31 protein-coding genes are annotated in these 25303 nt (G+C 63.9%); 8 read left to right on the forward strand and 23 right to left on the reverse strand.

Annotated elements, in window-relative coordinates; all coding sequences use genetic code 11:
• Window positions 1-21: 21 nt before the first annotated feature.
• The 5 genes from NKJ88_RS03440 to NKJ88_RS03460 form a co-directional block, all read right to left on the reverse strand.
• A complete protein-coding gene (locus NKJ88_RS03440) occupies window positions 22-846 on the reverse strand; it encodes a carbohydrate ABC transporter permease (RefSeq protein WP_023671250.1) in 825 nt (274 codons plus the stop codon).
• 11 nt (window positions 847-857) lie between these two features.
• Window positions 858-1730, reverse strand: a complete 873-nt coding sequence (locus NKJ88_RS03445; protein ID WP_023671249.1) for a carbohydrate ABC transporter permease — start codon at window positions 1728-1730, stop codon at window positions 858-860.
• 119 nt (window positions 1731-1849) lie between these two features.
• A complete protein-coding gene (locus tag NKJ88_RS03450; protein ID WP_023671248.1) occupies window positions 1850-3160 on the reverse strand; it encodes an ABC transporter substrate-binding protein in 1311 nt (436 codons plus the stop codon).
• A gap of 243 nt (window positions 3161-3403) precedes the next feature.
• On the reverse strand, window positions 3404-3745 hold the full coding sequence (locus tag NKJ88_RS03455; protein ID WP_155923262.1) for a hypothetical protein: 342 nt from the start codon (window positions 3743-3745) through the stop codon (window positions 3404-3406).
• 112 nt (window positions 3746-3857) lie between these two features.
• Window positions 3858-4766: a LysR substrate-binding domain-containing protein gene (locus NKJ88_RS03460; RefSeq protein ID WP_023671245.1), complete on the reverse strand. Its 909-nt coding sequence runs from the start codon at window positions 4764-4766 to the stop codon at window positions 3858-3860.
• A gap of 110 nt (window positions 4767-4876) precedes the next feature.
• On the opposite strand from NKJ88_RS03460, the gene NKJ88_RS03465 reads away from it, so the two are divergent.
• On the forward strand, window positions 4877-5062 hold the full coding sequence (locus tag NKJ88_RS03465) for a hypothetical protein (RefSeq protein WP_023834773.1): 186 nt from the start codon (window positions 4877-4879) through the stop codon (window positions 5060-5062).
• 35 nt (window positions 5063-5097) lie between these two features.
• On the opposite strand, the gene NKJ88_RS03470 is transcribed toward NKJ88_RS03465, so the two are convergent.
• Entirely contained in the window at window positions 5098-6057 is a 960-nt protein-coding gene (locus tag NKJ88_RS03470) for a sugar-binding transcriptional regulator (protein ID WP_023671243.1), read from the reverse strand.
• A gap of 220 nt (window positions 6058-6277) precedes the next feature.
• Between NKJ88_RS03470 and NKJ88_RS03475 the strand changes: the two genes are divergently transcribed.
• The gene (locus NKJ88_RS03475) at window positions 6278-6910 is read left to right on the forward strand and encodes an HAD family hydrolase (RefSeq protein ID WP_023671242.1); all 633 of its coding nucleotides are present in this window, start codon (window positions 6278-6280) and stop codon (window positions 6908-6910) included.
• Between the two features lie 81 nt (window positions 6911-6991).
• Here NKJ88_RS03475 and NKJ88_RS03480 read toward each other — a convergent pair whose 3' ends face one another.
• The 8 genes from NKJ88_RS03480 to ureC all read right to left on the reverse strand — a co-directional run bounded on the left by NKJ88_RS03480 (window position 6992) and on the right by ureC (window position 13218).
• A complete protein-coding gene (locus tag NKJ88_RS03480; RefSeq protein ID WP_352443571.1) occupies window positions 6992-7759 on the reverse strand; it encodes a class II aldolase and adducin N-terminal domain-containing protein in 768 nt (255 codons plus the stop codon).
• Window positions 7760-7825: 66 nt separating this feature from the next.
• A complete protein-coding gene (gene ureG, locus NKJ88_RS03485; RefSeq protein ID WP_023689161.1) occupies window positions 7826-8458 on the reverse strand; it encodes an urease accessory protein UreG in 633 nt (210 codons plus the stop codon).
• Complete coding sequence (locus NKJ88_RS03490) at window positions 8455-8913, reverse strand: DUF3995 domain-containing protein (RefSeq protein ID WP_023689160.1); 459 nt, start codon at window positions 8911-8913, stop codon at window positions 8455-8457. The genes ureG and NKJ88_RS03490 overlap by 4 nt, the downstream gene beginning before the upstream one ends.
• Complete coding sequence (locus NKJ88_RS03495) at window positions 8910-9581, reverse strand: urease accessory protein UreF (RefSeq protein ID WP_023742265.1); 672 nt, start codon at window positions 9579-9581, stop codon at window positions 8910-8912. Before NKJ88_RS03495 ends, NKJ88_RS03490 begins: the two co-directional genes overlap by 4 nt.
• A complete protein-coding gene (ureE, locus tag NKJ88_RS03500) occupies window positions 9574-10176 on the reverse strand; it encodes an urease accessory protein UreE (protein WP_352443572.1) in 603 nt (200 codons plus the stop codon). The genes NKJ88_RS03495 and ureE overlap by 8 nt, the downstream gene beginning before the upstream one ends.
• Entirely contained in the window at window positions 10173-10778 is a 606-nt protein-coding gene (locus NKJ88_RS03505) for a glutathione S-transferase family protein (RefSeq protein WP_352443573.1), read from the reverse strand. The genes ureE and NKJ88_RS03505 overlap by 4 nt, the downstream gene beginning before the upstream one ends.
• A gap of 42 nt (window positions 10779-10820) precedes the next feature.
• Window positions 10821-11414 (reverse strand): hypothetical protein, encoded by a 594-nt coding sequence (locus tag NKJ88_RS03510; protein WP_023703722.1) that lies wholly within the window; start codon window positions 11412-11414, stop codon window positions 10821-10823.
• 91 nt (window positions 11415-11505) lie between these two features.
• The gene (gene ureC / locus NKJ88_RS03515) at window positions 11506-13218 is read right to left on the reverse strand and encodes an urease subunit alpha (RefSeq protein WP_502904726.1); all 1713 of its coding nucleotides are present in this window, start codon (window positions 13216-13218) and stop codon (window positions 11506-11508) included.
• Between the two features lie 179 nt (window positions 13219-13397).
• Here ureC and NKJ88_RS03520 point away from each other — a divergent pair, with 179 nt between their 5' ends.
• Entirely contained in the window at window positions 13398-13760 is a 363-nt protein-coding gene (locus NKJ88_RS03520; protein ID WP_023671233.1) for a hypothetical protein, read from the forward strand.
• 123 nt (window positions 13761-13883) lie between these two features.
• The gene (locus NKJ88_RS03525) at window positions 13884-14381 is read left to right on the forward strand and encodes a hypothetical protein (RefSeq protein ID WP_023703724.1); all 498 of its coding nucleotides are present in this window, start codon (window positions 13884-13886) and stop codon (window positions 14379-14381) included.
• 26 nt (window positions 14382-14407) lie between these two features.
• Here NKJ88_RS03525 and NKJ88_RS03530 read toward each other — a convergent pair whose 3' ends face one another.
• The 5 genes from NKJ88_RS03530 to NKJ88_RS03550 are packed head-to-tail and all read right to left on the reverse strand — an operon-like array spanning window position 14408 to window position 16764.
• Entirely contained in the window at window positions 14408-14713 is a 306-nt protein-coding gene (locus tag NKJ88_RS03530; RefSeq protein WP_023671231.1) for an urease subunit beta, read from the reverse strand.
• An 8-nt stretch (window positions 14714-14721) separates the two neighbouring features.
• Entirely contained in the window at window positions 14722-15315 is a 594-nt protein-coding gene (locus NKJ88_RS03535) for a HupE/UreJ family protein (RefSeq protein ID WP_023671230.1), read from the reverse strand.
• A gap of 29 nt (window positions 15316-15344) precedes the next feature.
• Entirely contained in the window at window positions 15345-15599 is a 255-nt protein-coding gene (locus tag NKJ88_RS03540) for a DUF1272 domain-containing protein (RefSeq protein WP_023671229.1), read from the reverse strand.
• A gap of 10 nt (window positions 15600-15609) precedes the next feature.
• Complete coding sequence (locus NKJ88_RS03545; RefSeq protein ID WP_023671228.1) at window positions 15610-15912, reverse strand: urease subunit gamma; 303 nt, start codon at window positions 15910-15912, stop codon at window positions 15610-15612.
• A gap of 30 nt (window positions 15913-15942) precedes the next feature.
• Window positions 15943-16764 (reverse strand): urease accessory protein UreD, encoded by an 822-nt coding sequence (locus NKJ88_RS03550; RefSeq protein ID WP_352443574.1) that lies wholly within the window; start codon window positions 16762-16764, stop codon window positions 15943-15945.
• Window positions 16765-16999: 235 nt separating this feature from the next.
• Between NKJ88_RS03550 and NKJ88_RS03555 the strand changes: the two genes are divergently transcribed.
• From NKJ88_RS03555 to NKJ88_RS03565, 3 genes are all read left to right on the forward strand, one after another.
• Window positions 17000-17254: an acyl carrier protein gene (locus NKJ88_RS03555; protein ID WP_023671226.1), complete on the forward strand. Its 255-nt coding sequence runs from the start codon at window positions 17000-17002 to the stop codon at window positions 17252-17254.
• Window positions 17255-17259: 5 nt separating this feature from the next.
• Complete coding sequence (locus NKJ88_RS03560) at window positions 17260-18468, forward strand: beta-ketoacyl-[acyl-carrier-protein] synthase family protein (protein ID WP_023671225.1); 1209 nt, start codon at window positions 17260-17262, stop codon at window positions 18466-18468.
• A gap of 152 nt (window positions 18469-18620) precedes the next feature.
• Window positions 18621-19325, forward strand: coding sequence for a glutathione S-transferase family protein (locus NKJ88_RS03565; RefSeq protein WP_023671224.1), 705 nt, complete (start codon window positions 18621-18623; stop codon window positions 19323-19325).
• Between the two features lie 25 nt (window positions 19326-19350).
• On the opposite strand, the gene NKJ88_RS03570 is transcribed toward NKJ88_RS03565, so the two are convergent.
• From NKJ88_RS03570 to NKJ88_RS03585, 4 genes are all read right to left on the reverse strand, one after another.
• A complete protein-coding gene (locus NKJ88_RS03570) occupies window positions 19351-19722 on the reverse strand; it encodes a hypothetical protein (protein WP_023683605.1) in 372 nt (123 codons plus the stop codon).
• A gap of 85 nt (window positions 19723-19807) precedes the next feature.
• Window positions 19808-20428, reverse strand: coding sequence for a nucleoside triphosphate hydrolase (locus NKJ88_RS03575; RefSeq protein ID WP_023671222.1), 621 nt, complete (start codon window positions 20426-20428; stop codon window positions 19808-19810).
• 269 nt (window positions 20429-20697) lie between these two features.
• Window positions 20698-21789: a hypothetical protein gene (locus tag NKJ88_RS03580; RefSeq protein WP_023823957.1), complete on the reverse strand. Its 1092-nt coding sequence runs from the start codon at window positions 21787-21789 to the stop codon at window positions 20698-20700.
• Window positions 21790-22025: 236 nt separating this feature from the next.
• Window positions 22026-23837: a methyl-accepting chemotaxis protein gene (locus NKJ88_RS03585; protein WP_023823958.1), complete on the reverse strand. Its 1812-nt coding sequence runs from the start codon at window positions 23835-23837 to the stop codon at window positions 22026-22028.
• A gap of 266 nt (window positions 23838-24103) precedes the next feature.
• Here NKJ88_RS03585 and NKJ88_RS03590 point away from each other — a divergent pair, with 266 nt between their 5' ends.
• On the forward strand, window positions 24104-25072 hold the full coding sequence (locus tag NKJ88_RS03590) for a D-alanyl-D-alanine carboxypeptidase family protein (RefSeq protein ID WP_023823959.1): 969 nt from the start codon (window positions 24104-24106) through the stop codon (window positions 25070-25072).
• The last annotated feature ends 231 nt before the right edge of the window (window positions 25073-25303 follow it).

Below are 25303 nucleotides of genomic sequence, written 5' to 3' on the forward strand. Positions count from 1 at the left end.
GATTGCTTCAGGCAACGTCCGTTATTTTACCGCGCCGAATGTCAGGCCGCGCACCAGCTGCTTCTGGCTGAACCAGCCCATGATCAGGATGGGGGCGATGGCCAGCGTCGAGGCCGCCGAAAGCTTGGCCCAGAACAGGCCTTGCGGGCTCGAGAACGAACTGATGAAGGCCGTCAGCGGCGCTGCCTCGGTGGTGGTCAGGCGGATGGTCCAGAAGGCTTCGTTCCACGCCAGGATGATGTTGAGCAGCATGGTCGATGCGATGCCGGGCACGGCCATGGGGGTCAGCACATAGACGATCTCGCCCCACAAGGTGGCGCCGTCCATGCGTGCCGCTTCCAGGATCTCGCCGGGGATTTCGCGGAAGTAGGTGTAGAGCATCCAGATCACGATGGGCAGGTTGATCAGCATCAGCATGATCATCAGGCCGATGCGGCTGTCGAGCAGTCCGGCATCGCGGAAGATGAGGTAGATCGGGAACAGCACGGCAACCGCCGGCATCATCTTGGTCGAGAGCATCCACATCAGGATGTCCTTGGTCCACTTGCCCGGCGAGAAGGCCATCGACCAGGCGGCCGGAACCGCGACTATCAGGGCCAGGATGGTCGAGCCGACCGAGAGCAGCACCGAGTTGAAGAAGAACTTGAAGTAGCCGCTCTGCGCCTGGACCTCGGTATAGCTCTCGAACGTCCCCGACGGGATCAGCGCGAAGCCCTGGATGGCCTCCTGCTCCGACTTGAACGAGGTGATGATCGTGTAGAGGATCGGGAAGAAGATCAGCAGCGCGACGATCCAGGCGGCGCCTGTCGCAATGACCTTGTGTTGGGTGGTGACTGCACGTGCCATCGTATCCTCCCTTACTTGTCCAGGTTCTTGCCGACCGCGCGCATGGCGAAGAAGGCGACGATGTTGGCGAGAATGACGGCGATGACACCGCCGGCCGATGCCTGGCCGATTTTGAACTCCAGCAATGCCTTCTGGTAGACGAGGAAGGGCAGGTTGGTGGAGGCATAGCCGGGTCCGCCATTGGTGGTGACCAGGATTTCGGCATAGACCGACAGCAGGAAGATGGTCTGGATCAGGATGACGACGGTGATGGCGCGCGACATGTGCGGCAGCGTCAGATAGATGAAGCGGCTGACGAAGCCGGCGCCGTCCATCTCGGCGGCTTCCTTCTGCTCGCCGTCGAGCGACTGCAATGCGGTCAGCAGGATCAGCGTTGCGAAGGGCAGCCATTGCCAGGCGACGATGATGATGATGGCAAGCATCGGATGCTGCCCGAACCAGTCGATCGGTTGAGCCCCGAAGAAGCGCGCAATGTCGGCAAAGACGCCGTATTGCGGGTGCATGATCATGTTCTTCCAGACAAGTGCAGCCACCGGCGGCATGACGAAGAACGGAGAGATGACGAGGATGCGGACGATCCCCTGTCCCCACATCGGCTGATCGATCAACAGCGCCAGCATGATGCCGCCGATGACGGTGATCAGCAGCACGCTGCCCACCAGGACCAGCGTGTTGAGGATCGACTGCAGGAATGCCGGGTTGGAATAGAACAGCGAGTAATTCGAGAACCAGACAAACCCGTCGCGGATCGGATTGAGCGGATTGTACTGCTGGAAGGAGAACCAGATCGTGAGTGCCAGCGGCACGATCATCCAGACGAACAGCAGCACCACGGATGGCGCCAACATAAAGCGGGCAAGCGAACGGGTCTGCTGAGTAGCCATGACGGTCACCCTTCAAGGTCAGCCAAATTTTCAGGTGTGTGAAAGGGGCCGCCCGAACTGGGATTCGGGCGGCCGTTGCCGGCCAAGGAGGCGGCCGGCATTCGGCACCGGGAGGAGCCTTACTTGATATAACCGCCTTCGGTCATGGTCGCGGTGGCGGCGTCCTGCGCCTGCTTGAGCGCGTCGTCTACGCTGGTCTGGCCGGCGAGCGCCGCCGAGAACAGCTGGCCAACGGTTGTGCCGAGGCCCTGGAACTCAGGAATGGCGACGAACTGCACACCGACATAGGGCACCGGCTTGACGGTCGGATGCGTCGGGTCGGCGGCATTGATCGAGTCCAGCGTCATCTTGGCGAACGGAGCCGCCTTCTGATACTCGGCATTGGCGTAGAGCGAGGAGCGCGTGCCCGGAGGAACGTTGGCCCAGCCTTCCTTCGAAGCAACCAGTTCTGCGTAGTGCTTGCTGGTCGCCCAGGAGACGAACTTCTGTGCGGCGTCTCCCTTCTGCGTGCCGGCCGGGATGGCCAGCGACCAGGCCCACAGCCAGTTGCCGCGCTTGCCCAGACCATTGTCGGGGGCCAGTGCGTAGCCGACCTTGTCCGCGACGGTCGAGTTCTTCGGGTCGGAGACGAAGGAGGCGGCGACGGTGGCGTCGATCCACATGCCGCACTTGCCCTGCTGGAACAGCGCCAGGTTTTCGTTGAAGCCGTTGGACGAGGCGCCCTCGGGACCGTCGGCCTTCATCAGGTCGACATAGAACTGCAGTGTGTTCTTCCATTCCGGCTGGTCGAATTGCGGCTTCCAGTTCTCGTCGAACCAGCGGGCGCCGAAGGAGTTCGACATGGCGGTGAGGAAGGCCATGTTCTCGCCCCAGCCGGCCTTGCCGCGCAGGCAAACGCCGTTCACGCCATTGGCGCGGTCGGTCATCTTGTCGGCGGCCTGCTTGATGAAGTCCCAGGTCGGGGCGTCGGGCATCTTCAGCCCGGCCTTCTCGATCAAGTCCTTGCGGTACATGACGAAGGAGCTTTCGCCGTAGAAAGGCGCGGCATAGAGCTTGCCGTCGACCGACAGGCCGCCGGCGATGGCCGGGATGATGTCCTTTGCGTCATAGTCGTCGCCGAGCTTGTCGAGCGGCAACAGCCAGTTCTGCTTGGCCCAGATCGGAACCTCGTAGGTGCCGATGGTCATAACGTCATACTGGCCACCCTTGGTGGCAATGTCGGTGGTGACGCGCTCGCGCAGCACGTTCTCTTCGAGCGTGACCCAGTTGAGCGTGACGTCGGGGTTAGCCTTGGTGAAGTCGTCGGTCAGCTTCTGCATGCGGACCATGTCGCCATTGTTGACGGTGGCGATGGTGATGGATTCGGCATGCGCGGCGAAAGCGAAGGCGCTGGCCGACAACAGGCCCAAAGTGAGCGTGCGCAGTTTCATCAAATTCCTCCCATGAACCAAGATGAGCATTTGCCTTGGTAATGGGCAATTACTCACTTGGCGTTAATTATGTCAAGCCGGATTCGATGCTGCAGCGCAGCACACGGGGCAGGTGCGCGACGTTGCGCGCGTAGAGGATATTGAATGGATTTGGGAAGCTGTTTGCACGGGATGTGAGAGCGGGTTGATGCCGACCCATCGCAACCCAATCGTGGCGCCAAGGGAGCGATAGGGCCCAGCCCGTCAGCCGTGGGACGGGTAGCTTCCGACGGAATATTCGAAAACCCTGCCGTCGCGTGTTTGCTTGGCTCTGGTCAGCACTTCCGTCACCTGGATCCAGCTGGGCTCGTCCTTGCGCAGCCTAACTTCCCGGCCGATTGCCTTCACGGCAGCTTGAAACGGCGTAAATGCTTCGATCACCTGCGTCGTGCGCACGGTGTTGTTTTCGATTTCTTCGACGCGATAGACTTTCATCAGCCGGCTGATCGACCCTGTTTCAATCTGCAGACGATTGATCCTGCTCAATTGGGTCGTCACAAGCACAAGCCTATGCCGGGCGAGTGATATCGACAGCGTTTTTGTCAAGCTTGGTTAACCGGGTGGCCCGATCGCAGCTGTTTGTCCGCGAAAGCGAGCATTCGTCGCGGATCCATGGCTCGCTTTGCATCTCGGAAATCAATCCGCGAATCGCTCGCCCTCAGGCGCAGGCGATCTCGGCCAGGATCCAGTCCCGGAAGGCTTTTATCTTCGGCACGTTGCGACGCGCCGTCGGGTAGACCAGCCAATAGGCGTGGCCGTCGTCGCCGACCAGGTCGAAGGGCTGGATCAGGCGGCCGGCGGCGAGCTCGGTCTTGAACAATGCGGTGGTCAGGATCGCCACACCATGGCCGGCGATGGCCGCGTTCGCCTCATAGGCCTGCGCGCCCATGCTGGTGCCGGTGCGCCTGGCAAGTTCGTCCGCCGGGACGCCGGCAAGGGCGAACCATTCCCGCCACCAGATGTCGCCGGGATCGAGAATGGGCAGCTTGAACAGGTCGGCGGGTTCGTGGACGCCACCTATGGTGGCAGCGAGTGCCGGGCTCAGCACCGGGGTGAAATCGGCCTTGAACAAAAGATGGGTCTCCACTCCAGGCCACTTGCCGCTGCCGGAGCGGATAGCGATGTCCATGTCCTCGCGGGCAAAATCGATCACCCTGTTCGAGGTATCGACGCGCACCGCCAGCGACGGATGCGCGACCTGGAAGGAGCCGAGGTGCTGCGCCAGCCAGTTCGAGGCAAAGGTCAGCAGCGTCGAGACGCACAGCACACCATCGGCGCCCCCACGCGCGGCGGAATAGGCGCTTGAGAGCAGGCTGAACGCCTCGCTGACGGCGGGCGCCAGGCGCTGGCCGGGTTCGGTCAGCACGATCTGGCGCGGCTGGCGCAGGAACAGCGGCGAACCGATGCGCTCTTCCAGAAGCTTGATCTGATAGCTGGCGGCGGCCTGCGTCATGCCGAGTTCCTGCGCGGCCTTGGTGAAGGAGAGATGCCGCGCGACGGCTTCGAACACCCTGATGGCCTGCAGCGGCGGCAACTGGGCGAGCTGTGGTGCCTTGAGATCGGGCATAAGCCCTCCTTATGGGTCGTGATCGACGTTTGATTGGCGGCAAGAGCCAATCAGGCCGATATCTGGTGTCAACGATCAATCAAGTTCAAGCATAGCGGAGGCTGAAGATCATGACCACGGCACAGCAAAAACTCCATTCCACCCCGGCGCAGAGCTGGTTTTCCCTGCTGGTGCATGAATTTTCCGTGCTTGTGCACCGCCGGCGCGGCTACGTCGACGTCCGGGAGTTGTCGCCGCATCTGCAGCGCGACATGGGTTTTCTCGACGGCAACGACCCGTCCGGGCGCTGCAAATAAACGTGTTGGATTTTATCGATGGGCCGCTTAATCTATCAGGAACCGTCGAGCAAGGCCGTGGCGGTCCGCTCGTCGGTGATGAGGCCATTGACCAGCCGGCGGTTCACAGCGGCCAGGATGCCCGGCAATTTGCGCTCGCCCATGGCGAGCGCAATGACCAGCGACTTTTCGCGTGACGGCAAGGCTGCCGACGATACCCGGTCGTTGGTGATGCCCTCGATCATGCGGCCTTCCCGATCGAACACCCAGCCGACGATCTCGGCGACGCCGCCAGCCTTTTGCAACGCCTTCAGCTCGCTTTCCGAGATAAAACCGTCCTCGTAGAGCGGCGCCTTCGGGCCGAGATCGCCGATGCCGACAAAGGTCACGTCGGCTTCCGCGGCCAGCGCCAGCGTCGGTTGGATCATCGGCTGGGCAAGCAGCATCTCGCGCTCTTCCGGCGACGAGGCGATGACCGGCAGCGGCATCGGGAACGAGCGGGCCTTGACCCGGTCGGCCATGGTGAAGATGACGTTGTAGAAGGCGGCCGAACCGTCGGGCGAGATGTTGCCGGTCAAGGACACAACCTTGTGCTGCGAGCATTCCATCGGCGGCAATTGCTCGATCGCCGCCTTCAGCGTGCGGCCGGTGCCGATGGCCAAGACGATGGGCGTCGGTGACCGCAGCCGCCGCTCGATCTCGGCCGCGGCCGCCTCGGCAATGCCGATCGTGGTCGAGGATGAGGTTGGATCGCTCGGCACCACTTCGACGAGGTCGAGCGCGAAGCGTGACTTCAGTCTAGCTGCGAGATCAAGGCAATTGGCGATCGGGTGATCGACGCGAACCTTGATCAGCCCCTCCGACACCGCCAGCGACACCAGCCGCTGCGCCGTCTGCCGGGAAATGCCGAGCGTGGCGGCGATCTGGTCCTGGGTGTTGCCGGCAACATAATAAAGCCAGCCGGCGCGCGCTGCCTCGTCCAGCCTGCTGCTGCCGCCATCTTGCCGCGAATTCAAAATGTGCCTCCAGCCCTGCCCCTTTGCGCGCCCTTGGGCGAAGCGTCGTAGTCTTGCAGGGAATGTGTCGGCGCGCAATTGTTCAATCGGGAAGACAATTGCTTGCTGCTTCGATCCGGCCGCCGCGCGGCAACCAACCCAGCGAAAATCGCCAGCGGACGGGCTCGGCGGTTTATCTCCTGATACAAACGCTTTAAGGGGATCGGCAAAGGAGCCTCGCATGACGCCGAAAGCGGTTTTCTGGGATATGGACGGCACGCTGGTCGACAGCGAGCCGCTGCACGAGGCGGCCTTGGTGGCGGCGCTGCGCAGCGTCGGTATCACGCCGCCGGCCGACCTGCATGAGCGGGTGCTGGGCGTCGCCGCCGCACCGGTCTACGAGATGCTGCGCAGCGAGTTCGGCCTCGACCTGCCCTTCGACGACTGGATCGTGCGCAAATACGATCACTACATGCCGATGGCCGAGACGCTGAAGCCGCGCCCCGGCGCGATCGAAGTGTTCAACGAGTTGCGCGCGCTCGGCGTGCAGCAGGCGGTGGTGTCCAATTCCGACCGGGTGATCGTCGATGCAAATCTGAGCGCCGTCGGCCTGATCTATCCCGGCATGCGCACGATCAGCCGAAACGACGTGCGCGAAGGCAAGCCGCATCCCGAACCATTCCTGCGCGCCGCGTGGCTGGCCGGCGTCGATCCTTCAGACGCGGTGGCCGTCGACGACAGCGTTACCGGCGCCACATCAGGCCTGGCCGCGGGGATGCGGACGATCTTCTGGCCGGAAGCGCCGATGGCAGGACCGAAGGGCGCTGTCGTGATCAACAGTGCGGAAGAGTTGCGGGCTCAGTTGGGACTCTGAGTGAGCCTATGAACGTCGGCGCTGCCCCTCATCCCCCTGCCGGGACCTTCTCCCCGTGAACGGGGAGAAGGGTGAACTCATTCAGCTGCGGTACACCGGCTCCTCCTCGTCGAGGATCGCCTTCAGCTCGGCCAGGTGACGCTCCGCCTGGCCGGGATAGTCGTCCATTTCGCTGGCGGCCTTTTCGGCAATGGCGTCGGAGAGCGTGCGCAGCGGCCGGCTGGTCCACAGCGCCTTGATGTAGGTCTCGGCGGCGCGTTCGAAATAGAACATGCGGTTGAAGGCGTCGGCAACGGTGTCGCCGATGACCATGACGCCGTGATTGCCCATCACCATCACCTTGACCTTAGGGTCGGTGAGCAGTTGCGAGCAGCGCTCGCCCTCTTCCTCGAAGGCCAGCCCGCCATAATGGGCGTCGACGACGTGGCGGTTGAAGAACATGGCCGAGTTCTGGTCGATCGGCGGCAGAGTCGAGTCGGCCAGCGATGCAAGCACAGTGGCATGAATGGAATGCACATGCATGGCGCAGCGCGCATGCGGCACGTTGCGGTGAATGGCGCCGTGCAGACCCCAGGCAGTCGGGTCGGGCGCGTCGGGGCCGGTCAGCGTCTCGGGATCGTTGGCGTCGATCAGCAAAAGGTCGCTCGCCTTGATGCGCGAGAAATGCACCTGGTTGGGGTTCATCAGGAATTTGCTGCCGTCCTCGTTGACCGACAGCGAGAAGTGGTTGGCCACGGCTTCATGCATGTTGAGCCGCGCCGTCCAGCGGAAGGCGGCGGCGAGGTCGACGCGCTCCTCATAATAGGGCAGGTTGGTCAGCGGCTCTTTCTGCAAACGGGCGATGCTCATCAAAAAATCCTCCATTTCCCCAAGAATGCCGCGCCCAATGCCGACCAGCAACCGGTAAGTACTGGGTCAGGCCGCCGAGCGGGCCGACTGCAGCCCGCCATGTTCGACGATGAAGTCGATGACTTCCTGCAGTCCCTTGCCGCGCGACAGGTCGGTGAAGCCGAACGGGCGCTTGCCCCGCATTCGGGCGGCGTCGCTCTCCATGACATCGAGGTTGACGTTCACATAGGGCGCCAGATCGCTCTTGTTGATGACCAGGAAATCGGAACGGGTGATCGCCGGCCCGCCCTTCCTGGGGATTTCCTCGCCCTGGCAAACCGAGATGACATAGAGGGTCAGGTCGGCAAGGTCCGGCGAGAAGGTGGCGGCAAGATTGTCGCCGCCGGATTCGATGAAGACGATGTCGAGATCGGGGAATTTCCTGTTCAGCTCGGCGATCGCCTGCAAATTGATCGAGGCGTCCTCACGGATGGCGGTGTGCGGGCAGCCGCCGGTCTCCACGCCGACGATGCGGTCCTCAGGCAGCGCCTGCAGGCGAGCCAGCATCATGGCGTCTTCCTTGGTGTAGATGTCGTTGGTGACGACGGCGATGGAGAAATCGTCGCGCAGCGCCTTGCAGAGCTTTTCGGTTAGCGTCGTCTTGCCGGAGCCGACGGGACCGCCGATGCCGATGCGCAGGGGACCGTTGGCCTGAGTCATAGCGAAAAATCCGTCATGCCGAAAAACTCCGTGATGGCGAGGATGGCGAAGCTGAGCCCGATCAACAGGCAGAGCGGCGAATAGAAGCTGACATCGAGCCGCGCAAAAGGCTGTTCCGGCGCCAGACGGCGCCACCACGGCGTGAAGCCGGCAATGCCGCGGCCGAGGAAGACCAGCCCTATGAGCAGCGCTGTGGCGGCAAGGCCTTCCCTTGGAAAGGGGGTGGCGAAGACCCCGGTCAGCGCCAGCGGCCACAGGGTTGCGAGGCACAGGCACGCGGCAACGGCGAAACAGGCAAACGGCGTCGGCATCTCGTCGATGCCGCGAAAGCCGACGACGGCGTGGGCGCAGGAGACGCCGTCCCTGCCCGGCCAGATGCCGCCAAGGCCCCAATAGACATGCAGCGCGGTGATCAGCAGCAGGACGGCCGAGAGGGCGAAGGCGAGAACGATCATGAGCGGAACAGCCTGGAATACTGCGTCTCGTGCTTCATCGCCATGATGTCGGAGATGAAGGCGCAGCCGCCGAGATCGTCCAATGTCGAGCCGGCGGCGCACGCGGCCGTCGACAGCGCCAACGGCTCGAAGCCGGCGAGCAAGGCCATAGCGTCCGTCTGGCCGACGATTCCGAGTCGGATCGCCGCCTGGACGAGGTTGGAGAAGAAGGCCTGCAGGAAGGCCGACATCGCGTCCTGAAGCGCGATGCCGTTGCCGCCGGCAACGGCGCCGACGGCGACACAGTAGGCGCATTCGGCCGGCAGGCGGCCCAACACCGGATTCGCCCAAGCCGCTGCCGCTTTCAGGAAGGCGGCGCCTTGCAGCATGGTTTCGGTGTGACGCTCACGCGAGCCGGCCAGCGCTTCGGCGAGATCGGCAATTTCATGGAGATCGCCGCCGTCGCGGGCGCGGCGCCAGGCTTCCGTGAAGAGCACGGCGTCGTTCCAGCCCGAGCCCATCTCGACCAGCGTCTCCAGCCAGAAGGCGAGGCTGGCGGTATCGGCAACCAGCCCGTCTTGCCCGGCGCGTTCGAGACCATGGCTGTAGGCAAAGCCGCCGACCGGAAAGGCCGGCGACAGCCACGCCATGAGCCGCAGCAAAGCGATGCCGGATGGCTGGTCAGTCATGATCGTGATGATGCCCGTCATGGGAATGGCTGTGCGAATGCGACTCGCTGTGTGCGTGGGAACGTCCATCATGGGAATGCGCTTCGGCGTGCGCATGCGCATGGCCATGATCGTGACCATGCGCACCTTGGGCGGAATAGGCGCCGCGCACCGGCTTGAACGGTTCGGAGACTTCGCGCACAGTGGCGCCCAGCCCTTCCAGCATAGCCTTGATGACATGGTCGCGCAAAATCAGGATGCGGCCGGGCTCGATCGCTGCCGCCAGATGGCGGTTGCCGATATGCCAGGCGAGTTCGGTCAGATGCACGGCGTGGCGGGCGCGGATGTCGTAGACCTCTTCGGGAGCCGCGGTGATCTCGACCTGGCCGCCATCCTCCAACTCCAGCCGGTCGCCATCGTTCAAGGTCACAGGTTTCGGCAGGTCGACCAGCACCTTGCTGCCGTCGGCAAGCTCGATGGCACGGCGGCGCAGATGGCGCTCGTCATGGGGCAGGACGGCACGGCCGGATGGCGGCGTAGTTCCGGCAGTGCCGGCAGGCACCACCGAGACGGCCCGGGGGAACTTGGTGAAGTCGGTGTTCAGGTTGAGTTTCATCGCATGGCTCCACCGTTAGCCTGGGCTCTCGCACGGGCAGGCCGCGCCAGGACGCGGTCAAAATACGCGTTGACGCGCTCGGACTCGATCGGGAATTTTCCGGCGCGGGCCCAGCCGCCCATGTCGCCCAACAGCACGTCGACGGCGGAAAACCGGTCGCCCAGCGCAAACTCCCGATCCCCCAGCCGGCCGTCGAGCGCCTTGGCCTCCGAGGCGAAATCGTAGGCGGTGGCGGGGCCGACATCGACCCGCACGCCCTTCGGCAACAGGAAGCGGTGGCGCAGCTTGTTCCACAGCGGCGCTTCGAATTCGCTCTGGGCAAAATGCATCCAGGAATCCATCTCGGCGCGTCCGGCCACACCTGGATTGGCGCCCATGCCTTTGTCGGCGTGCTTGTCGGCGAGATAGACGCAGATTGCCGCCGAATCGGTCACCGTCAGTTCGCCATCGATCAGGATCGGCACCTTGCCCGACGGGTTGAGCGCATAGGCTTCGGGCGAACGCAATTTGACCTCGACGAATTCATAGGGCTGCCCGAGTTCCTCGAGCATCCACAGAACGCGGCTGACGCGGGATCCACGCGATCCGATAGCCTTGTACATGGTCGAACCCTCTTTCCTGCGACCCTAAACCATAGCCACTGTTCAGACGATGGTGTCGAAGAGCCGCAGGATGAACGACCCCTGGTAGATCAGTGTGCCGACGACGAAGGCAATGTGAAAACGGCGGTCGCGCACCAGTATGGCGGCTATGCACAGCGCCACGAAAACCGGCGTTCGGAACAGATATTCATTGCCGTAGCGGGCGAAATGCTCGGGACCTTTCAGCAGCGTGTCGACGACATCGAGCAGATAGGTGGCCGCCAGCAGGCCGAAGAACCAGCCACGGCGCGAATAGAAGAAATCCTCGTAGCTGGTGTAGTCGAGCATCGAATCCGGAAACAGCAGCGCGCACAGCAGGAACAGCGTGATGGCGTAGAAGATCAGGAACAGGTACTTGCCGAAAGTCCAGACCTCTATGGTGTAGAGGCCGAACTCCCACCACCAGAAATGCACTAGCAGCAACAGCATGGAGGCGACCCAGCCGAGGTGCACGGGATAGAGCCTGTACTGGCCGGGATGCTGGACGATTCGCGCCACCCCCGACAGCAGGCGAGCGACGCCAAGTCCGATCACCATGCCCATGACGATGCGGATATGCGGGAAGATGTCGTGGGCGGAGGCTATTTCGGTGACCATGACCTGCTACGCGGTTCTTTGAGCCGCATATTGCGGTGGGACCGACCGGGTCGCAACGGAATTTGCCGGGTCGATCAAATCGCCCCTCGCCTCAAAACAGGAAATACCGCTGCGCCATCGGTAGCACGCTTGCCGGCTCGCAGGTCAGTAGCTCGCCATCGGCGCGCACCTCGTAAGTCTCCGGGTCGACTTCGACATGCGGCGTAGCGTCGTTGAGCACCATCGAATGCTTGCCGATGCCGCCACGGGTGTTTTCCACGGCCACGAACTGCTTGTCGACGCCGAGCCGGCCATGCAGGCCTGAGTCCAGAGCCGCCTTGGAAACGAACGTCACCGACGAGTTGGTCCTGGCCTTGCCATAGGCGCCGAACATCGGGCGGTAGTGCATCGGCTGCGGTGTCGGGATAGAGGCGTTTGGGTCGCCCATCGGGGCTGCGGCTATCATGCCGCCGATCAGCACCATGTCCGGTTTGGCGCCGAAGAAGGCTGGGTTCCACAGCACCAGATCGGCGCGCTTGCCGACCGCGATCGAACCGATGTCCCTGGACAGGCCATGCGCGATGGCCGGGTTGATGGTGTATTTGGCGATGTAGCGGCGGACGCGGAAATTGTCGTTGTTGCCGGTCTCCTGCGGCAATGACCCGCGCTGGCGCTTCATCTTGTCGGCGGTCTGCCAGGTGCGGATCGCCACCTCGCCGACACGGCCCATGGCCTGCGAGTCCGACGAGATGATCGAGAAGGCGCCGATATCGTGCAGAATGTCTTCCGCCGCGATGGTCTCCTTGCGGATACGGCTTTCGGCAAAGGCGATGTCTTCAGGGATCGACGGCGACAGATGGTGGCAGACCATCAGCATGTCGAGATGCTCGGCCAGCGTGTTGACGGTGTAGGGCCGGGTCGGGTTGGTCGAAGACGGAATGACGTTGGGCAAGCCGCAGACCTTGATGATATCGGGCGCATGGCCGCCGCCGGCACCCTCGGTGTGGAAGGCGTGGATGGTGCGGCCCTTGATGGCGGCGACGGTGTTCTCGACAAAGCCGGATTCGTTCAGCGTATCGGTGTGGATCATCACCTGCACGTCGTAATCGTCGGCAACCGACAGGCAGCAGTCGATGGCCGCCGGCGTCGTGCCCCAGTCCTCGTGCAGCTTCAGCGAGCAGGCGCCGCCCAGCACCATTTCCTCCAGCGCTGCCGGCAGCGAGGCGTTGCCCTTGCCGGACAGGCCGATGTTCATCGGGAAAGCGTCGAAGGACTGGATCATGCGCGCCATGTGCCAGGGTCCAGGCGTGCAGGTGGTGGCCAGCGTGCCATGCGCCGGGCCGGTGCCGCCGCCGAGCATGGTGGTGATGCCCGACATCAGCGCTTCGTCGATCTGCTGCGGGCAGATGAAGTGGATGTGCGCGTCGAAGCCGCCGGCGGTCAGGATCTTGCCCTCGCCCGCGATGATCTCTGTACCGGGGCCGATGACGATGGTGACGCCGTCCTGCGTGTCGGGATTGCCGGCCTTGCCGATCGCCGCGATGCGGCCGTCCCTGAGACCGATGTCGGCCTTGAAGATGCCGGCCGTGGCATCGACCACCAGCGCGTTGGTGATGACCGTGTCGACCGCGCCGCCGGCGCGCGACGCCTGGCTCTGGCCCATGCCGTCGCGGATGACCTTGCCGCCGCCGAATTTCACCTCCTCGCCATGGACGGTGAGGTCCTTTTCGACCTCGATAAACAGCTCGGTGTCGGCCAGGCGCACTCTGTCGCCGACCGTCGGGCCATACATCTGCGCGTAGGCGGCGCGGGTAATTCTAGCCATCAGTCAATGCTCCCCAAACGAGAGGCCGGCCGCAGCCGAACTCCACATCGTCGCCATCCAATGGTCATGCAATGACCCGCCCGGCGACACCTTCTGATCCCATTTGGCCGTTGAGGTGGTCGTGCCACCCCAAACCGCCCGTTTGCCAAACCCTTGGCCAAATCGATGAAGGAAAATACATGCGCAAAATCATCGTTCTTGCAGCCGCCGCCACGCTGGCCTCCGCAACTGTAGCCGGCGCCCAGCAGCAGCCCACGCCGCAACCGAAGCCGGCGGCGCCCAGCGCTCAGCCGGCGGCGCCGGCGATCCAGAAGGTCAACATCGTCGATATCAGCGAATTGCCCAAGGCCACCCAGACGCAGGTCAATCAGGTGATCGCCCAGCGTGGCGATGCCGGGCTGCAGAAACTGCGCTCTTCGATCGACGCGACTCCGCAGATCAAGTCGGCGCTCGAAGCCAAGGGGCTCACCTCGGCACAGGTGGTCGCCGCCAGCATGACCACCGATGGCGCGCTGACCCTTGTCACCAAGAAGGCAAGCTGAAAGAAGCGCTTGGCGGGCCGGCACCCGGCCCGCCAGCCCACAGGGAACCTTCGCCCGACAGGAGGCGTTTCGTCCCTTTGGCGCCGAACGGCGTTGCACAGAAAAGTCCACCAGGAGCGAGCGATGCCTGTCTTTGCCGACACCAGATGGCTCCAGAGCCTTGCTGCCTGCGCATTTCTCGCAGCTTTCGGCCCGCAACCCGCGCAAGGTCTTGAAAGCGCTGGCGCCGTCAACCGGGCCGACACCGTCAACAGGATCGTCGGCTCCGATGTCCGGCAGGAGGAGGCGCGGACGGAACCACAGACCAACAAGATCATCACCGCGATCGAGCGGACGCGTGAGAACATCGGCGCCGTGCGCAAGACGTCCAAGCTCGATACAGTAGATATCGTCTTCCTCACCGACGCGGCACGCAGCGAAGGCGGCCCGCCGCCGGCCGTCGAGAGCAAGGTCGAACAGCATCAGGACGACATTGCGGAACTGCGCAAGGAGATCGACGCCAACGCCTTGCTGTTCAACGCCATCGATTCGCGGCGCGTGCTTACTGAAGACGTCCTTGCGGTGGAATTCGACGGCTCGGCAAGAATCGTCATCTACGCGGCGGCCAGGCCGTCGAACTGACCTCAGGGCGCTCGACCCCGTCGATCTCACAGCCTGCCCATGATCTTCTGCTGAAAACCGTAGACCTCGCGTTTTCCTCCGAACGGCACCAGCGTGACGTCCCGCTCTTGTCCCGGTTCGAAGCGCATCGCGGTGCCGGCGGCAATGTCCAGACGCATGCCGCGCGCTTTGTCGCGGTCGAATTTCAACCCCTCATTGGTCTCGAAGAAATGGTAGTGGCTGCCGACCTGGATCGGCCGGTCGCCGCTGTTGGCGACCTTCAGCGTCACCGTCGGCAGCCCCTTGTTGAGCTCGATGTCGCCGCTTGCGGTGATGATTTCGCCGGGAATCATCGTTAGCCTCACAAAACGCCGAAGACCAGGCCGCCGCCGACTGCAGCACAAGCGGCGCCAGCGGCGCGGGCAAGCCCGCGAAAGCGCATGCCGAGGCCAAGGCCGGCAGCGATGCCCATGGCATGGAGAAGTGCGGTGGCAACGGCAAAGCCGGCCATATAGTCAAGCCCACCTGCATTTTCCGGCACTTCGGTGCCGTGGGCATGGCCATGGAACAGCGCGAACAGGCCGATGATGGCGACTCCGGCCGAGACCGGCAGATCGACCGCCAACGCCACCAGCAAGCCAAGCGCGACGACGGAGGCAAGGATGCCCGGTTCGACGAAAGGCACCGGCACGTGGAGCATGCCGAGCGCGCCGCCGACCAGCATGACGCCGACAAAGGCCAGCGGCCAGGCCCAGATCGCCTTGCCGCCCTTGAGCGCCGCCCACAGGCCGACGGCTACCATGACGGTCATATGGTCGAGGCCGGACAGCGGATGCGCGAAGCCCGCCGCGAAGGACGAGGTCGTGCCGATGCCGACATGGGCATAGGCGGGCATCGCCGCCGCCAGCAGCAGGATCGCTGCAAGCGTGGTGCGTTTGGTTGAAGCAGAGATCATCGGTCTTCCCTTCGAAGTCACGAAAACAATCACGCAGCCTTGCGCGGGCCGCAGCCCTCGGCCTTGAGCACGCGTTGGGTCGAGGCCGGATATTTCACCAGTTTCTCCACTGGGCGGATCGGGCGTGCGGAAAAATTGCCGCCGCAGTTCGGGCAGACGCCGCCCAGCACATGTTCAGCGCAGTCAGCGCAGAAGGTGCATTCAAAGGTGCAGATCAGCGCGTCCGCCGCTTCCGGCGGCAGGTCCTTGTCGCAGCATTCGCAATTCGGTCGCAGCTCCAGCATCGTTTTCTCCTCACCTGATCGGTTCGTGAACGGTCACCAGCTTGGTGCCGTCGGGAAAGGTCGCCTCGACCTGCACGTCGTGGATCATCTCGGCGATGCCTTCCATCACCTGCGCGCGGGTGATGACATGGGCGCCGGCCTCCATCAGTTCGGCGACCGGGCGGCCGTCGCGGGCGCCCTCGACGACGAAATCGGTGATCAGCGCGATCGCTTCGGGGTGATTGAGCTTGACGCCGCGTTCCAGCCGCTTGCGCGCCACGATCGCCGCCATGGCGATGAGCAGCTTGTCCTTTTCACGCGGCGTCAGGTTCATGCGCTTTCCTGGATTTGGCCTGTATTTGGCTCAGAGTGACCATAATTTGGGCAGACCCGCCCGCCCGTTGAGCAGTTCGACGAGCGGAACCAGCCGCTTGCGCAGCTGATAGCCGTCCTCGGCAAACAGCCTCGCAAGAAGCTTGCCAGATTTTTTGACGCTCCAGGCGCTGGCATCGCCGTCGGCGCCGACGATGTCGCGGGCCGGATCGAGCAAGGCTTCGGCCTGCGGCGAGACCATCAGCAGCGTCGCAGCGGCAATGGCGCCGCCGGCGACCGCCGGGCGGCCAAGTGCCGCCGCGATAGCCGGCCCGATGCGGAAATCCTCGGCATGAACGAGCGCACCATCCTGGCGGACACGCCAACGGTCGTGGAAATGGCCGTGCGCGGCCTCTTCGCCCATGGCGAGGCGGCCGAATATGGTGGCTTCAAGCAGCAATGCCTCGGCGCCTGCGGCAAGCTCGACCTCGAGCGTGCGGACAAAGGCCGAGCGGTCGAAGACGATGGTTTCCTGGGGCAGCCAGGCGATACGCCCGCCCGCGCCGACGCTGAGCTTCACCCGAACTTCGGCGCGGTCGCTAGCGGCACGATAGATCTTTTCGCAGGCCTGGGTGGTTATCGAGGCGGAGGCACCTGGCCCGACATCGATTTCCCAGCCGAGCCGATCGCCGCCGGTCAGACCGCCGGCGGTGTTGATGAGCACGGCTTCGAGCGGATCGGCCGCAACGGCCGGCATGCGGATTTTGGCCGAGCCGTCCTGATAGAGGCGCAAAAGCCGGGTGCGTCCATCCCTGACGCCGCACGCAAGCCGGGCCGCCCCGGCCGCGCGCTGGGCCGGAAGAGCTGGGATCAAGACATGCTGCAACGTATCCACGGCGCTAACGTTAAGCACTCCCGGCGCTTTGTCGATATGGTGCTTGTTGATATAGCTTGTTGCTTGACAGCGTTTCCGTTTCTATAGAGGGAGCCTCTTTGGAACGGTCATGCTGCGCCTGGCGGGTTTTTGAAGGCGACGGCGATTTCAGTCCAGGCAACAGGGGCGCCAACCAATCGGCACCGCGACGTTATAAAATTGGGGAAGGAATCGAATGGCTGACGAGCTGGCAACGGAAATCATCGCCAAGATCAGGGCACATGCGGAGCCCGGTGGCGAAGAGATCACCACCAATACGGAATTGACCGCGCTTGGCATCCATTCCCTGGAACTGACCGAGATCATCTTCGATCTCGAGGAGCAGTACGGCATCGAGATCGAGATGAACACGGTCGATGCCTGGAGCAATCTCAAGAATGTCGGCGATATGGTTGAGGCTGTTCGCGCGCTGATTGCGAAAAAAGCCTGAGCTGAATGCAAAAGCGCGTCGTCATTACCGGCATCGGCGGCATATGCGGGCTCGGCGCCAATGCGCCTGCAATCTGGAACGAAATGCGGGCCGGCCGATCGGCCATCGGTCAAATCAGCAATCCCGGTTTGCATGATTTGAAGGTCAAGGTCGGCTGCGAAATCAAGACGCTGCCCGACCATGGCATCAGCCACAAGCAGACCGTGTCGATGGACCGCTTCAGCCTTTTGGCGACGATTGCCGCGCGCGAAGCCATGCAGCATGCCGGCCTGACATCGACTGAAGCAACCACCTACCGGATGGGCGCGGTTGTCGGCGTCGGCGTCTGCGGCTGGGAGGCGATCGAGGAGAACTATCGCGCCATCCTGGTAGACGGCAAGAACCGGGCCGGCATCTTCACCGTGCCGAAAGTGATGCCGAGTGCGGCATCCGGCCATGTCAGCATGAATCTCGGCCTGCGCGGGCCGGTGTTCGGCGTCACTTCGGCCTGCTCCTCGTCCAATCACGCCTTTGCCTCGGCGGTCGACCAGATCCGGCTCGGCCGCGCCGATGTCATGGTCGCCGGCGGCACCGACGCGCCGCTGCTTTGGGGCATCCTGAAGGGCTGGGAGGCCCTGCGGGTGCTGGCGCCCGATACCTGCCGGCCGTTCTCGGCCGATCGCCAAGGCCTGTCGCTCGGCGAAGGTGCTGGAATGGCGGTGCTGGAAACGTATGAACACGCCATGGCGCGCGGCGCGACCATTCTGGCCGAATTTGCCGGAGCCGGCCTTTCCGCCGACGCTTCCGATATCGTCGCGCCGACTGTCGAGGGACCGACGGCGGCGATGCGCGCCTGCCTGGCGGACGCCGGGCTCAATCCCGAGGACGTCGACTATCTCAACGCCCACGGCACCGGCACCAAGGCCAACGACCAGATCGAGACGGCGGCAATCAAGCGCGTCTTCGGCGACCATGCCTATAAGCTGTCGGTGTCGTCGACCAAGTCGATGCATGCCCATTGCCTCGGCGCCTCGGGCGGCCTGGAAATGATCGCCTGCGTGATGGCGATCCGCGAAGGCATCGTGCCGCCGACGGCCAATTTCCGGCAGGCCGACCCCGACTGCGATCTCGACATCACGCCGAATGTGGCGCGCGAGCGCAAGGTGCGCGCGGCGATCAGCAACGGTTTTGCCTTCGGCGGCACCAATGCCGTGGTGGCGTTCAAGGCGGTCTGACGGCAAGCGACTGGCCTGAGCGACTGGCCCTGAATGACTGCGAAGACGGTGTGTGCACCTTCGACCGGTTGATCGGCAAAGAAGCCGAGGATAATCCTTCGCAACTCGCCAGACGGCGCGATACCGCGCCAAATTCCCGACCGGAGCTTTCGATGACCGACCTGTCCGCCTTTCCGATCACCAAGCGCTGGCCGGCCAGCCACCCCGACCGCCTGCAGCTCTATTCCGCGACGACGCCGAATGGGGTGAAAGTCTCGATCGCGCTGGAAGAACTCGGCCTCCCCTACGAGGCGCATCTGGTGGATATCGGCAAGGACCAGAGCTGGACGCCGGAATTCCTGTCGCTGAACCCGAACGGCAAGATACCTGCGATCATCGACCCCGACGGGCCGGGCGGCAGGCCATTCGGCCTGTTCGAATCCGGCGCCATCCTGCTCTACCTCACCGACAAGACCGGCAAGCTGATCCCTGCCGATCCGGCGCGGCGCTACGAGACCATCCAATGGGTGTTCTTCCAGATGGCGGCGATCGGGCCGATTTTCGGACAGGTCGGGTTTTTCAACAAATTCGCCGGACGCGAGATCGCCGACAAGCGGCCGCTGGATCGCTACCGCAATGAATCGCGGCGGCTGATCGGGGTGCTGGAGACGCGGCTGAAGGGTCGAACCTGGATCATGGACGACGACTATACCATCGCCGACATTTCGATGCTGGGCTGGGTGCGCAATCTGATCGGCTTCTACGAGGCGCGCGAACTCGTCGGCTTCGACGACTTCCCCACCGTCGCGGCATGGCTGGAGCGCGGGCTGGCGCGGCCCGCGGTGCAGCGCGGCCTGACCATTCCCGCCAGGAATTGACCTCGGCCAGCCGAAGCAGCCGGGTCTATTTCGCCTTGGCCTTGCTTTTCGAGCCGCCCTTGCCGATGACGGACGCAGCGAGCGACGCAGCGCCCCTGGCTGTCGCCGCCACCGCACCAGCGGCGACATTGGCGGTCGCCTTGACGGTGCGCATCGCGCCGCCGGCCACCGAGCCGCTGCTTGCCGGCTTCTTGGGTTTGGCGGTTTTCGCCGTCACCTTTGCCGTCGCCACCGGTTCTACCTTCTTTGGCGCCGCTTTGCCGAAAGCCGGCTTTGCGTCCTTGGACCGCTCGGCGATCGCCGGGCCGGCGCCTGCCTTCGCCTGCGTGGCCTTTGCCTGCCTGGCTTTGGGTTGAGCGGTCTTGCTCTTGGCGGGTGTTTTTGCCTTGGTTGCCATCTGACGGTTCCCTCACGGCGGCACGATTGCCGATGAGAGATAACGACCTGAAAGTCTTAAGGTTCCCGTTCCGAAGTCCAGCGAACTATGCGGGATCGCCAACAACCAGGTCGGCGGACCTGCGACGGCCGAGCACGCGATCGATGTTGGGCATGTCGTTGGAAGCGATCCAAGCGCGGGCGTCTTCGTCGGAGCGGCCATGCTCGTGCCAGCGCACCAGAAGGCGGCGCTCGAGTTCGGCACGCGGCACATCGACAAAGATGGTGAAGTCGAACAGCGGCGCCAGCCGCGACCACGGCTCCTCGTCCAGCAGGAGGTAATTGCCTTCGACCAGGATGAACTTGGTCTCGGCGGCAACGATGGAGGCGGCGGCGCGCGACAATTCCATGCTGCGGTCGAACACCGGAATGGCGATGTCTGGCTCGCCCGAACGGATGCGCTTCAACAGCGTCTCGAAGCCGGCGAAGTCGAAAGTCTCCGGCGCGCCCTTTCTTGACCGCAGGCCGCGCTGGTCGAGCACGATGTCATCATAGTGGAAGCCGTCCATCGGCACGACTTCAGCCGCGCCCTCCGGCAACAGATCATGCAGGCCGGCCGAGAGCGTCGACTTGCCGGCGCCGGGCGGGCCGGCAATGGCGACGATGAAGCGTTTCGCCTTGCCGGCGCGCTTGAAGATGGTGGCGGCGAGATGGGCGATTTCGGACATTGGGCGCTTCCAGCTATGCTTTGCATCTTGTCGGCAGTTTGAGGAAATTTCAAACCGCGATTTGGGCAATCTCACGACATCCGCCACGTCAGCGCCGCCCCTCGTCGCCCTGCCGGTGTCCAGCCGATAGATGGGTAACACTTCTCCCCCTATGCGTCCGCCGCAGCGCCAAGCAGATTGGTTGGCGCGGCGGTGCGGCGGACAAGCTCCATGTGCCGTGTGTCGAGGATGCCGGCAGGCAGGTGAGGGGCAGGGCCAGCGTTCGAAAATCAGCCGGGCTGGCCGATCCGCAGGAAATCGCTGTCGAACCTGACATCGCGGGTCGAACCATCGGCTCCGGTGAGATGCATGTGACCTGAGGCTGTCCCGATAGCGCGCGGCGGCTCGCCGTTTGCCTGCGGCAGCGCGCCGATGACATGGCGGAAGGAGACTTCGCCGCCGAGGGTAAAAGCGGTCGCGATCCCTTCGCGCTTCAGCCAATTGTCGTCGATCGATGCGGCATGGCCGATGGCGGCGCGGCCGTCCTCGATGCCGAGCACGCCGCGATGGCGGCTGCTCCACGGCGCGTAGTCGCGGCCGCCATTGCTGAACCACAGCATGGTGACCGGAAGCTCCGCCGGGTTCTTCAGCACCAGCACCAGATCCTGTTCGGCCCGGCGCGCCAGCGCCGTCCAGCCCGGACCGTCATGATCGGCTTCGACCAGGGTGATGAAATCCTCGCGCTCATCCTCCATGCGGTAGTCGGTGAGATCGAGCGTGCCGCCGCCAGTGGCTGGAAAGCGCGTCAGATCGGTCGAGCGGGCGGGATAGGAAAGCTTGAAGCGACCGCGGGCCGGATCGGGCTCCAGCGGTGCGTCCAGTGTCCCGGCAAAGCGCTTCGGCGAAAAGGCCAGCCGGCCGCCATCGCGCATCGCCGCCATCGGATGGTGGGCGGCGGAGACAGCGCCGGAACCGCCGGAAAAGACATGCTCCTGATAGAGGAAGGGATGACTGTTGCGGAGCGTGAAGATCTTGTCGACCGTCGCGCCCATCACCGTGCGGCGCAACCGGAAGACGGCCCGCCAGCCGTCGGATATCGCTTCGCTGGCGGTGACATCCCAGGCGCTGTTGGCCGGCCAGCCATGCAGCGGTGCGGCCTCGATGTCGCTGGCCGAAAACGGTGCGCATAGGAAATCGCCAGACAGCCGCACCGTGCCTTGAGGCAGATCCGGCGGCAGCGTCTCGCCGGCATCGATCCAGGGCGCGCGGTGCAGCGGCTTCAGCTGGCGGCCATCGCTGTCGACCGTCATTTCGGCGATATGGCCGACAGTGAGATCGAGCGTGACCGAAATGCCCTTTGCCTTGATCGTGACCGTATCCATCCGCGCACCTGCTGATTCTGATGGCAGCGAACAAACCCGCTCCGCGACGGATGCGCAAGCACAGCGACCGGCATTTTGCATCAGGGCGATTTTTACCCTCCCCCTTGTGGGGAGGGTCGGCGAGCGATCGGAGCGAAGCGGAGATCGATCGACGGGGTGGGGGTAGCGCCCTACAAGGACCCCCACCCCGATCCGCTACGCGGATCGACCCTCCCCACAAGGGGGAGGGTGGACGCCTACTGCCGCTTATACTCGCGCACCGGCGACTTGGTGCCGTCGGTGTAGGTGACCTGCACCGCCATCGAAGTCACGTTGTCGGCGACCTTGAAGTAAGGCTGGTAGTCATAAGGAATGGCGTACGGGTCCTTCTTGTCGCAAGGCGGCAGCTTGATCTCCTTGTCGAGCGCCGTGCCGTTCAAGCTGTAGCGCACCTCCTTGATGCCGCAGCGGAATGACAGCATCTGGGAGAAATAGACCAGGCCGTGATTGCCGCTGGCGTCGAAGGCGATCCACGACGTCCAGAACTGGTCGAGGATCTGTTTGTTGCCCTGTTGCAGCGCCGCGTCCGGATCGAAACTTATGTCGAACGGCCCGGTCTCGCGGCCCCTGAGATCGAGATATTTGACCCCGATGGTGGTGGCCGTGGTGCTGTCGGGCAATTCGAAGCTCGGATTGGGCATCGGCTTGCCGGTGCGCTGGTCGTTCATCGCCATCAGCCCGGTGTCGGTGAACGGACCTGACACACCCATGCGCCAGGAAATGCCGGTCGCGGCCTCGGGCAGCGAGATGGAGATCGTCCAGCCGGCATTGGAGCGCATCGGCGTCAGCGTCGGGGCAAAGCGTGCTGGGTCGAGCACGTCGCCAAGCGCCGTCAGGCGGGTACGGCTGCGGTCGAGCCAGTCGGCGAGCTGCGTCTGGTCGACGAAATATTTGAGCAGCCCGCCTTCCTTTTCATAGGAGACGAACTTGGTCAGCGCCTCGGCCTCGCTGCGCTTGTCGGACAGCGACTGGACGCCGAGGCGATCCTCGGAAAACTCCTGCGCGAGCAGGTAATAGGCCGGTGCGAAATCCGGATTGGCCGCGATGAAGGCGTTGAGCTTGTCGAGACGTTGGGCATCGTCGAACTGCAGGATATGGACCAGCTTGATCGACAGCGCCTTGGCCTTGTCGGCCAGGGCGCCGAACACTTCGCGGGCGCCGGCCTTGCCGTCCTGCACGCGCAGCAGGGTGGCGAAGCGTGTGTAGGGATCGACGGCGTCGACGTCGAAACCGGCGACAGCGAGATAGGAGCGCCGCGCATTCAGCATGTCGCCGGAAAGCTCGTAGACGCGGGCATTGTGGTAGAATTCGTCCGGCCGCTTCGGCTCGGCGATCGTCCCGCCCTGCGCGGCCAATGCGGCAAAGCCCTTGGCGATGGTGTCGATCGAGGCGGCGATCTGCTCGGTGGTCGCCTGAAGCTTGTCCGCCTGCTCGGCCTGTTTCTGCTGGCCGGCAGCGAGCGTTTCGGTCGTCTGCTTGACCGCCTCTACCGACTTTTGCGTCTGCGCGCCCTGCTCAGCCTGCTGCTGCTGGGTCGACGCAATTTCCTCGGTCTTCTTCGCCACCGCGTCGGTCGATTGCTTGACCTGGTCGACCGCCAGCTTCGTCTCGGTTACCGTTTGCTCGATCCTGGCCACCCTGGCCGAGACGATGCCCATCTGCTGCTGCAACTGGGCGATGGCCGGCACCAGGCCGGCGATCACACCGTTCTGCGAATTGGTCTGCTGCTGCAGGCCATAGACGCCGCCGGCGACGGCGGCAGCGCTGGTGGCAAAGATCAGCGCCGGCAGCGCCTTGGCGGCCAGCACCAGCCGCAGAACGATGGCAATGGCGATGATGGCTGCGGCAACCGAAGCGACCAGCGCGATATAGGCGGCGAACGGCGCCAGCGGATTGAGGATGTCGGAAGCAGCGCCGCCGATGAAAGCGACGCTGCCGGCCCATTTGCCGGTGCGGCTGAGCGAAGCCCTGATAAGAGATGGCGCAGCCGCGCCGATGTCACCGGTCATTGTCAAATCCCCCAAGCAATTGCCGCCTCTATAGCAGCACCGCGACCCCGCAGGCAAAACAGGACAGGAAGCAGGCGATTTCGGGCGGGTGGGCGGATGTCGAGGTTGCCGTTTCAGCGCCGATGATTGGCGAAGCCGAAGCGACATCTGATCTCCCCCCTTGCGGGGGAGATTGGCAGCGTCATCGGCAGCTCCGCCGTTAACCAAATGGACGAACACAATGGGTTAGGCTAGGTTCCGGCCCTCTCAGCAACGCCGGACTTGCCTTGCCAAACTTCCATTTCCCCTCCCTCATACAAAAATTCGTCGCGGCCTTGCTGCTGCTCGTCTTCGTTGCCGGCTGCAGCACCACCGCGCCGCCCGACAGCGTGCTGGCGGTGCCGGCGCCGCAGGAGAAATATGCCGCCATCGTAATCGATGCCGGCAGTGGCAAGACGCTGTTCGAGGTCAGTTCGAGGGCGCAACGCTATCCGGCGTCGCTGACCAAGATGATGACGCTCTACCTGCTGTTCGAGGCGCTGGAGTCCGGCCGTGTCTCGAAGGAAACGCAGATCCCGGTCTCCGACAATGCCGCCCGGCAGCCGCCGACCAAATTGCGCTTCAAGCGCGGCGAGAGCATCGATGTCGATTCGGCGATCCGGGCGATCGTTGTCAAGTCGGCCAATGACGTGGCGGTGGCGGTGGGCGAATATCTCGGCGGCTCGGAGAACCAGTTCGCCGCCATGATGACCTCGAAGGCGCGCCAGATCGGCATGAGCAGCACCGTCTTCCGCAATGCCTCCGGCCTGCCCGACGATGGCCAGCACACATCGGCGCGCGACATGGCGACGCTGGGGATGGCGCTGCGCGCCCGCTTCCCGCAGCAGTTCCACTATTTCTCCGAAAGCGACTTCATGTTCCGCGGCCGGCTGGTGCGCGGCCACAACGACATGCTCGGCCGGGTGCGCGGCGTCGACGGCGTCAAGACCGGCTATATCAGGGCATCCGGTTACAATATCGTCACGTCCTACAATGCCGACGGCCGGCATCTGATCGTGGTGGTGATGGGCGCCGACAGCGCTAGGCAGCGCAACGACCATGTCGAAGCGCTGATCCAGCGCAGTCTGTCGCCCGCCATGGCCGATACGAAGACGCGGCTGATGTTTGCGGGAGATCAGCCGGCCGCGTCGCCCGGCCTGCCGCCGCCTGGTTTGCCGGCGCAGGGGTCGCAGTTGCCTGGTTTACCGCCGCAATAGAACCCGTCGTTGGGTGGAGGAACTCTGAAACGCCGGCGGGACAGCACCCCCCTCTGGCCTGCCGGCCATCTCCCCCTCAAGTGGGGAGATTAGCAGCTTCGGCGTCTCGCCTCTTTTTCGTGTTTGGCGAAGCCATGGCGACATCTGATCTCCCCCCTTGAGGGGGAGATGTCCGGCAGGACAGAGGGGGGTCGTGAAGGATCGCTGCCTCATCTTAACTCTGCAGCAGGC

It is taken from the genome of Mesorhizobium sp. M0016, from assembly GCF_040324035.1.
GTDB lineage: Bacteria > Pseudomonadota > Alphaproteobacteria > Rhizobiales > Rhizobiaceae > Mesorhizobium.

Excerpts from the sequence above, each read along its gene's own strand:
- NKJ88_RS03440 (WP_023671250.1), bottom strand. The coding sequence starts at position 846 with ATGGCACGTGCAGTCACCACCCAACACAAGGTCATTGCGACAGGCGCC.
- NKJ88_RS03445 (WP_023671249.1), bottom strand. The coding sequence starts at position 1,730 with ATGGCTACTCAGCAGACCCGTTCGCTTGCCCGCTTTATGTTGGCGCCA.
- NKJ88_RS03450 (WP_023671248.1), bottom strand. The coding sequence starts at position 3,160 with ATGAAACTGCGCACGCTCACTTTGGGCCTGTTGTCGGCCAGCGCCTTC.
- NKJ88_RS03460 (WP_023671245.1), bottom strand. The coding sequence starts at position 4,766 with ATGCCCGATCTCAAGGCACCACAGCTCGCCCAGTTGCCGCCGCTGCAG.
- NKJ88_RS03465 (WP_023834773.1), top strand. The coding sequence starts at position 4,877 with ATGACCACGGCACAGCAAAAACTCCATTCCACCCCGGCGCAGAGCTGG.
- NKJ88_RS03475 (WP_023671242.1), top strand. The coding sequence starts at position 6,278 with ATGACGCCGAAAGCGGTTTTCTGGGATATGGACGGCACGCTGGTCGAC.
- NKJ88_RS03480 (WP_352443571.1), bottom strand. The coding sequence starts at position 7,759 with ATGAGCATCGCCCGTTTGCAGAAAGAGCCGCTGACCAACCTGCCCTAT.
- ureG (WP_023689161.1), bottom strand. The coding sequence starts at position 8,458 with ATGACTCAGGCCAACGGTCCCCTGCGCATCGGCATCGGCGGTCCCGTC.
- NKJ88_RS03490 (WP_023689160.1), bottom strand. The coding sequence starts at position 8,913 with ATGATCGTTCTCGCCTTCGCCCTCTCGGCCGTCCTGCTGCTGATCACC.
- NKJ88_RS03495 (WP_023742265.1), bottom strand. The coding sequence starts at position 9,581 with ATGACTGACCAGCCATCCGGCATCGCTTTGCTGCGGCTCATGGCGTGG.
- ureE (WP_352443572.1), bottom strand. The coding sequence starts at position 10,176 with ATGAAACTCAACCTGAACACCGACTTCACCAAGTTCCCCCGGGCCGTC.
- NKJ88_RS03505 (WP_352443573.1), bottom strand. The coding sequence starts at position 10,778 with ATGTACAAGGCTATCGGATCGCGTGGATCCCGCGTCAGCCGCGTTCTG.
- NKJ88_RS03510 (WP_023703722.1), bottom strand. The coding sequence starts at position 11,414 with ATGGTCACCGAAATAGCCTCCGCCCACGACATCTTCCCGCATATCCGC.
- ureC (WP_502904726.1), bottom strand. The coding sequence starts at position 13,218 with ATGGCTAGAATTACCCGCGCCGCCTACGCGCAGATGTATGGCCCGACG.
- NKJ88_RS03520 (WP_023671233.1), top strand. The coding sequence starts at position 13,398 with ATGCGCAAAATCATCGTTCTTGCAGCCGCCGCCACGCTGGCCTCCGCA.
- NKJ88_RS03525 (WP_023703724.1), top strand. The coding sequence starts at position 13,884 with ATGCCTGTCTTTGCCGACACCAGATGGCTCCAGAGCCTTGCTGCCTGC.
- NKJ88_RS03530 (WP_023671231.1), bottom strand. The coding sequence starts at position 14,713 with ATGATTCCCGGCGAAATCATCACCGCAAGCGGCGACATCGAGCTCAAC.
- NKJ88_RS03535 (WP_023671230.1), bottom strand. The coding sequence starts at position 15,315 with ATGATCTCTGCTTCAACCAAACGCACCACGCTTGCAGCGATCCTGCTG.
- NKJ88_RS03540 (WP_023671229.1), bottom strand. The coding sequence starts at position 15,599 with ATGCTGGAGCTGCGACCGAATTGCGAATGCTGCGACAAGGACCTGCCG.
- NKJ88_RS03545 (WP_023671228.1), bottom strand. The coding sequence starts at position 15,912 with ATGAACCTGACGCCGCGTGAAAAGGACAAGCTGCTCATCGCCATGGCG.
- NKJ88_RS03555 (WP_023671226.1), top strand. The coding sequence starts at position 17,000 with ATGGCTGACGAGCTGGCAACGGAAATCATCGCCAAGATCAGGGCACAT.
- NKJ88_RS03560 (WP_023671225.1), top strand. The coding sequence starts at position 17,260 with ATGCAAAAGCGCGTCGTCATTACCGGCATCGGCGGCATATGCGGGCTC.
- NKJ88_RS03565 (WP_023671224.1), top strand. The coding sequence starts at position 18,621 with ATGACCGACCTGTCCGCCTTTCCGATCACCAAGCGCTGGCCGGCCAGC.
- NKJ88_RS03570 (WP_023683605.1), bottom strand. The coding sequence starts at position 19,722 with ATGGCAACCAAGGCAAAAACACCCGCCAAGAGCAAGACCGCTCAACCC.
- NKJ88_RS03575 (WP_023671222.1), bottom strand. The coding sequence starts at position 20,428 with ATGTCCGAAATCGCCCATCTCGCCGCCACCATCTTCAAGCGCGCCGGC.
- NKJ88_RS03580 (WP_023823957.1), bottom strand. The coding sequence starts at position 21,789 with ATGGATACGGTCACGATCAAGGCAAAGGGCATTTCGGTCACGCTCGAT.
- NKJ88_RS03585 (WP_023823958.1), bottom strand. The coding sequence starts at position 23,837 with ATGACCGGTGACATCGGCGCGGCTGCGCCATCTCTTATCAGGGCTTCG.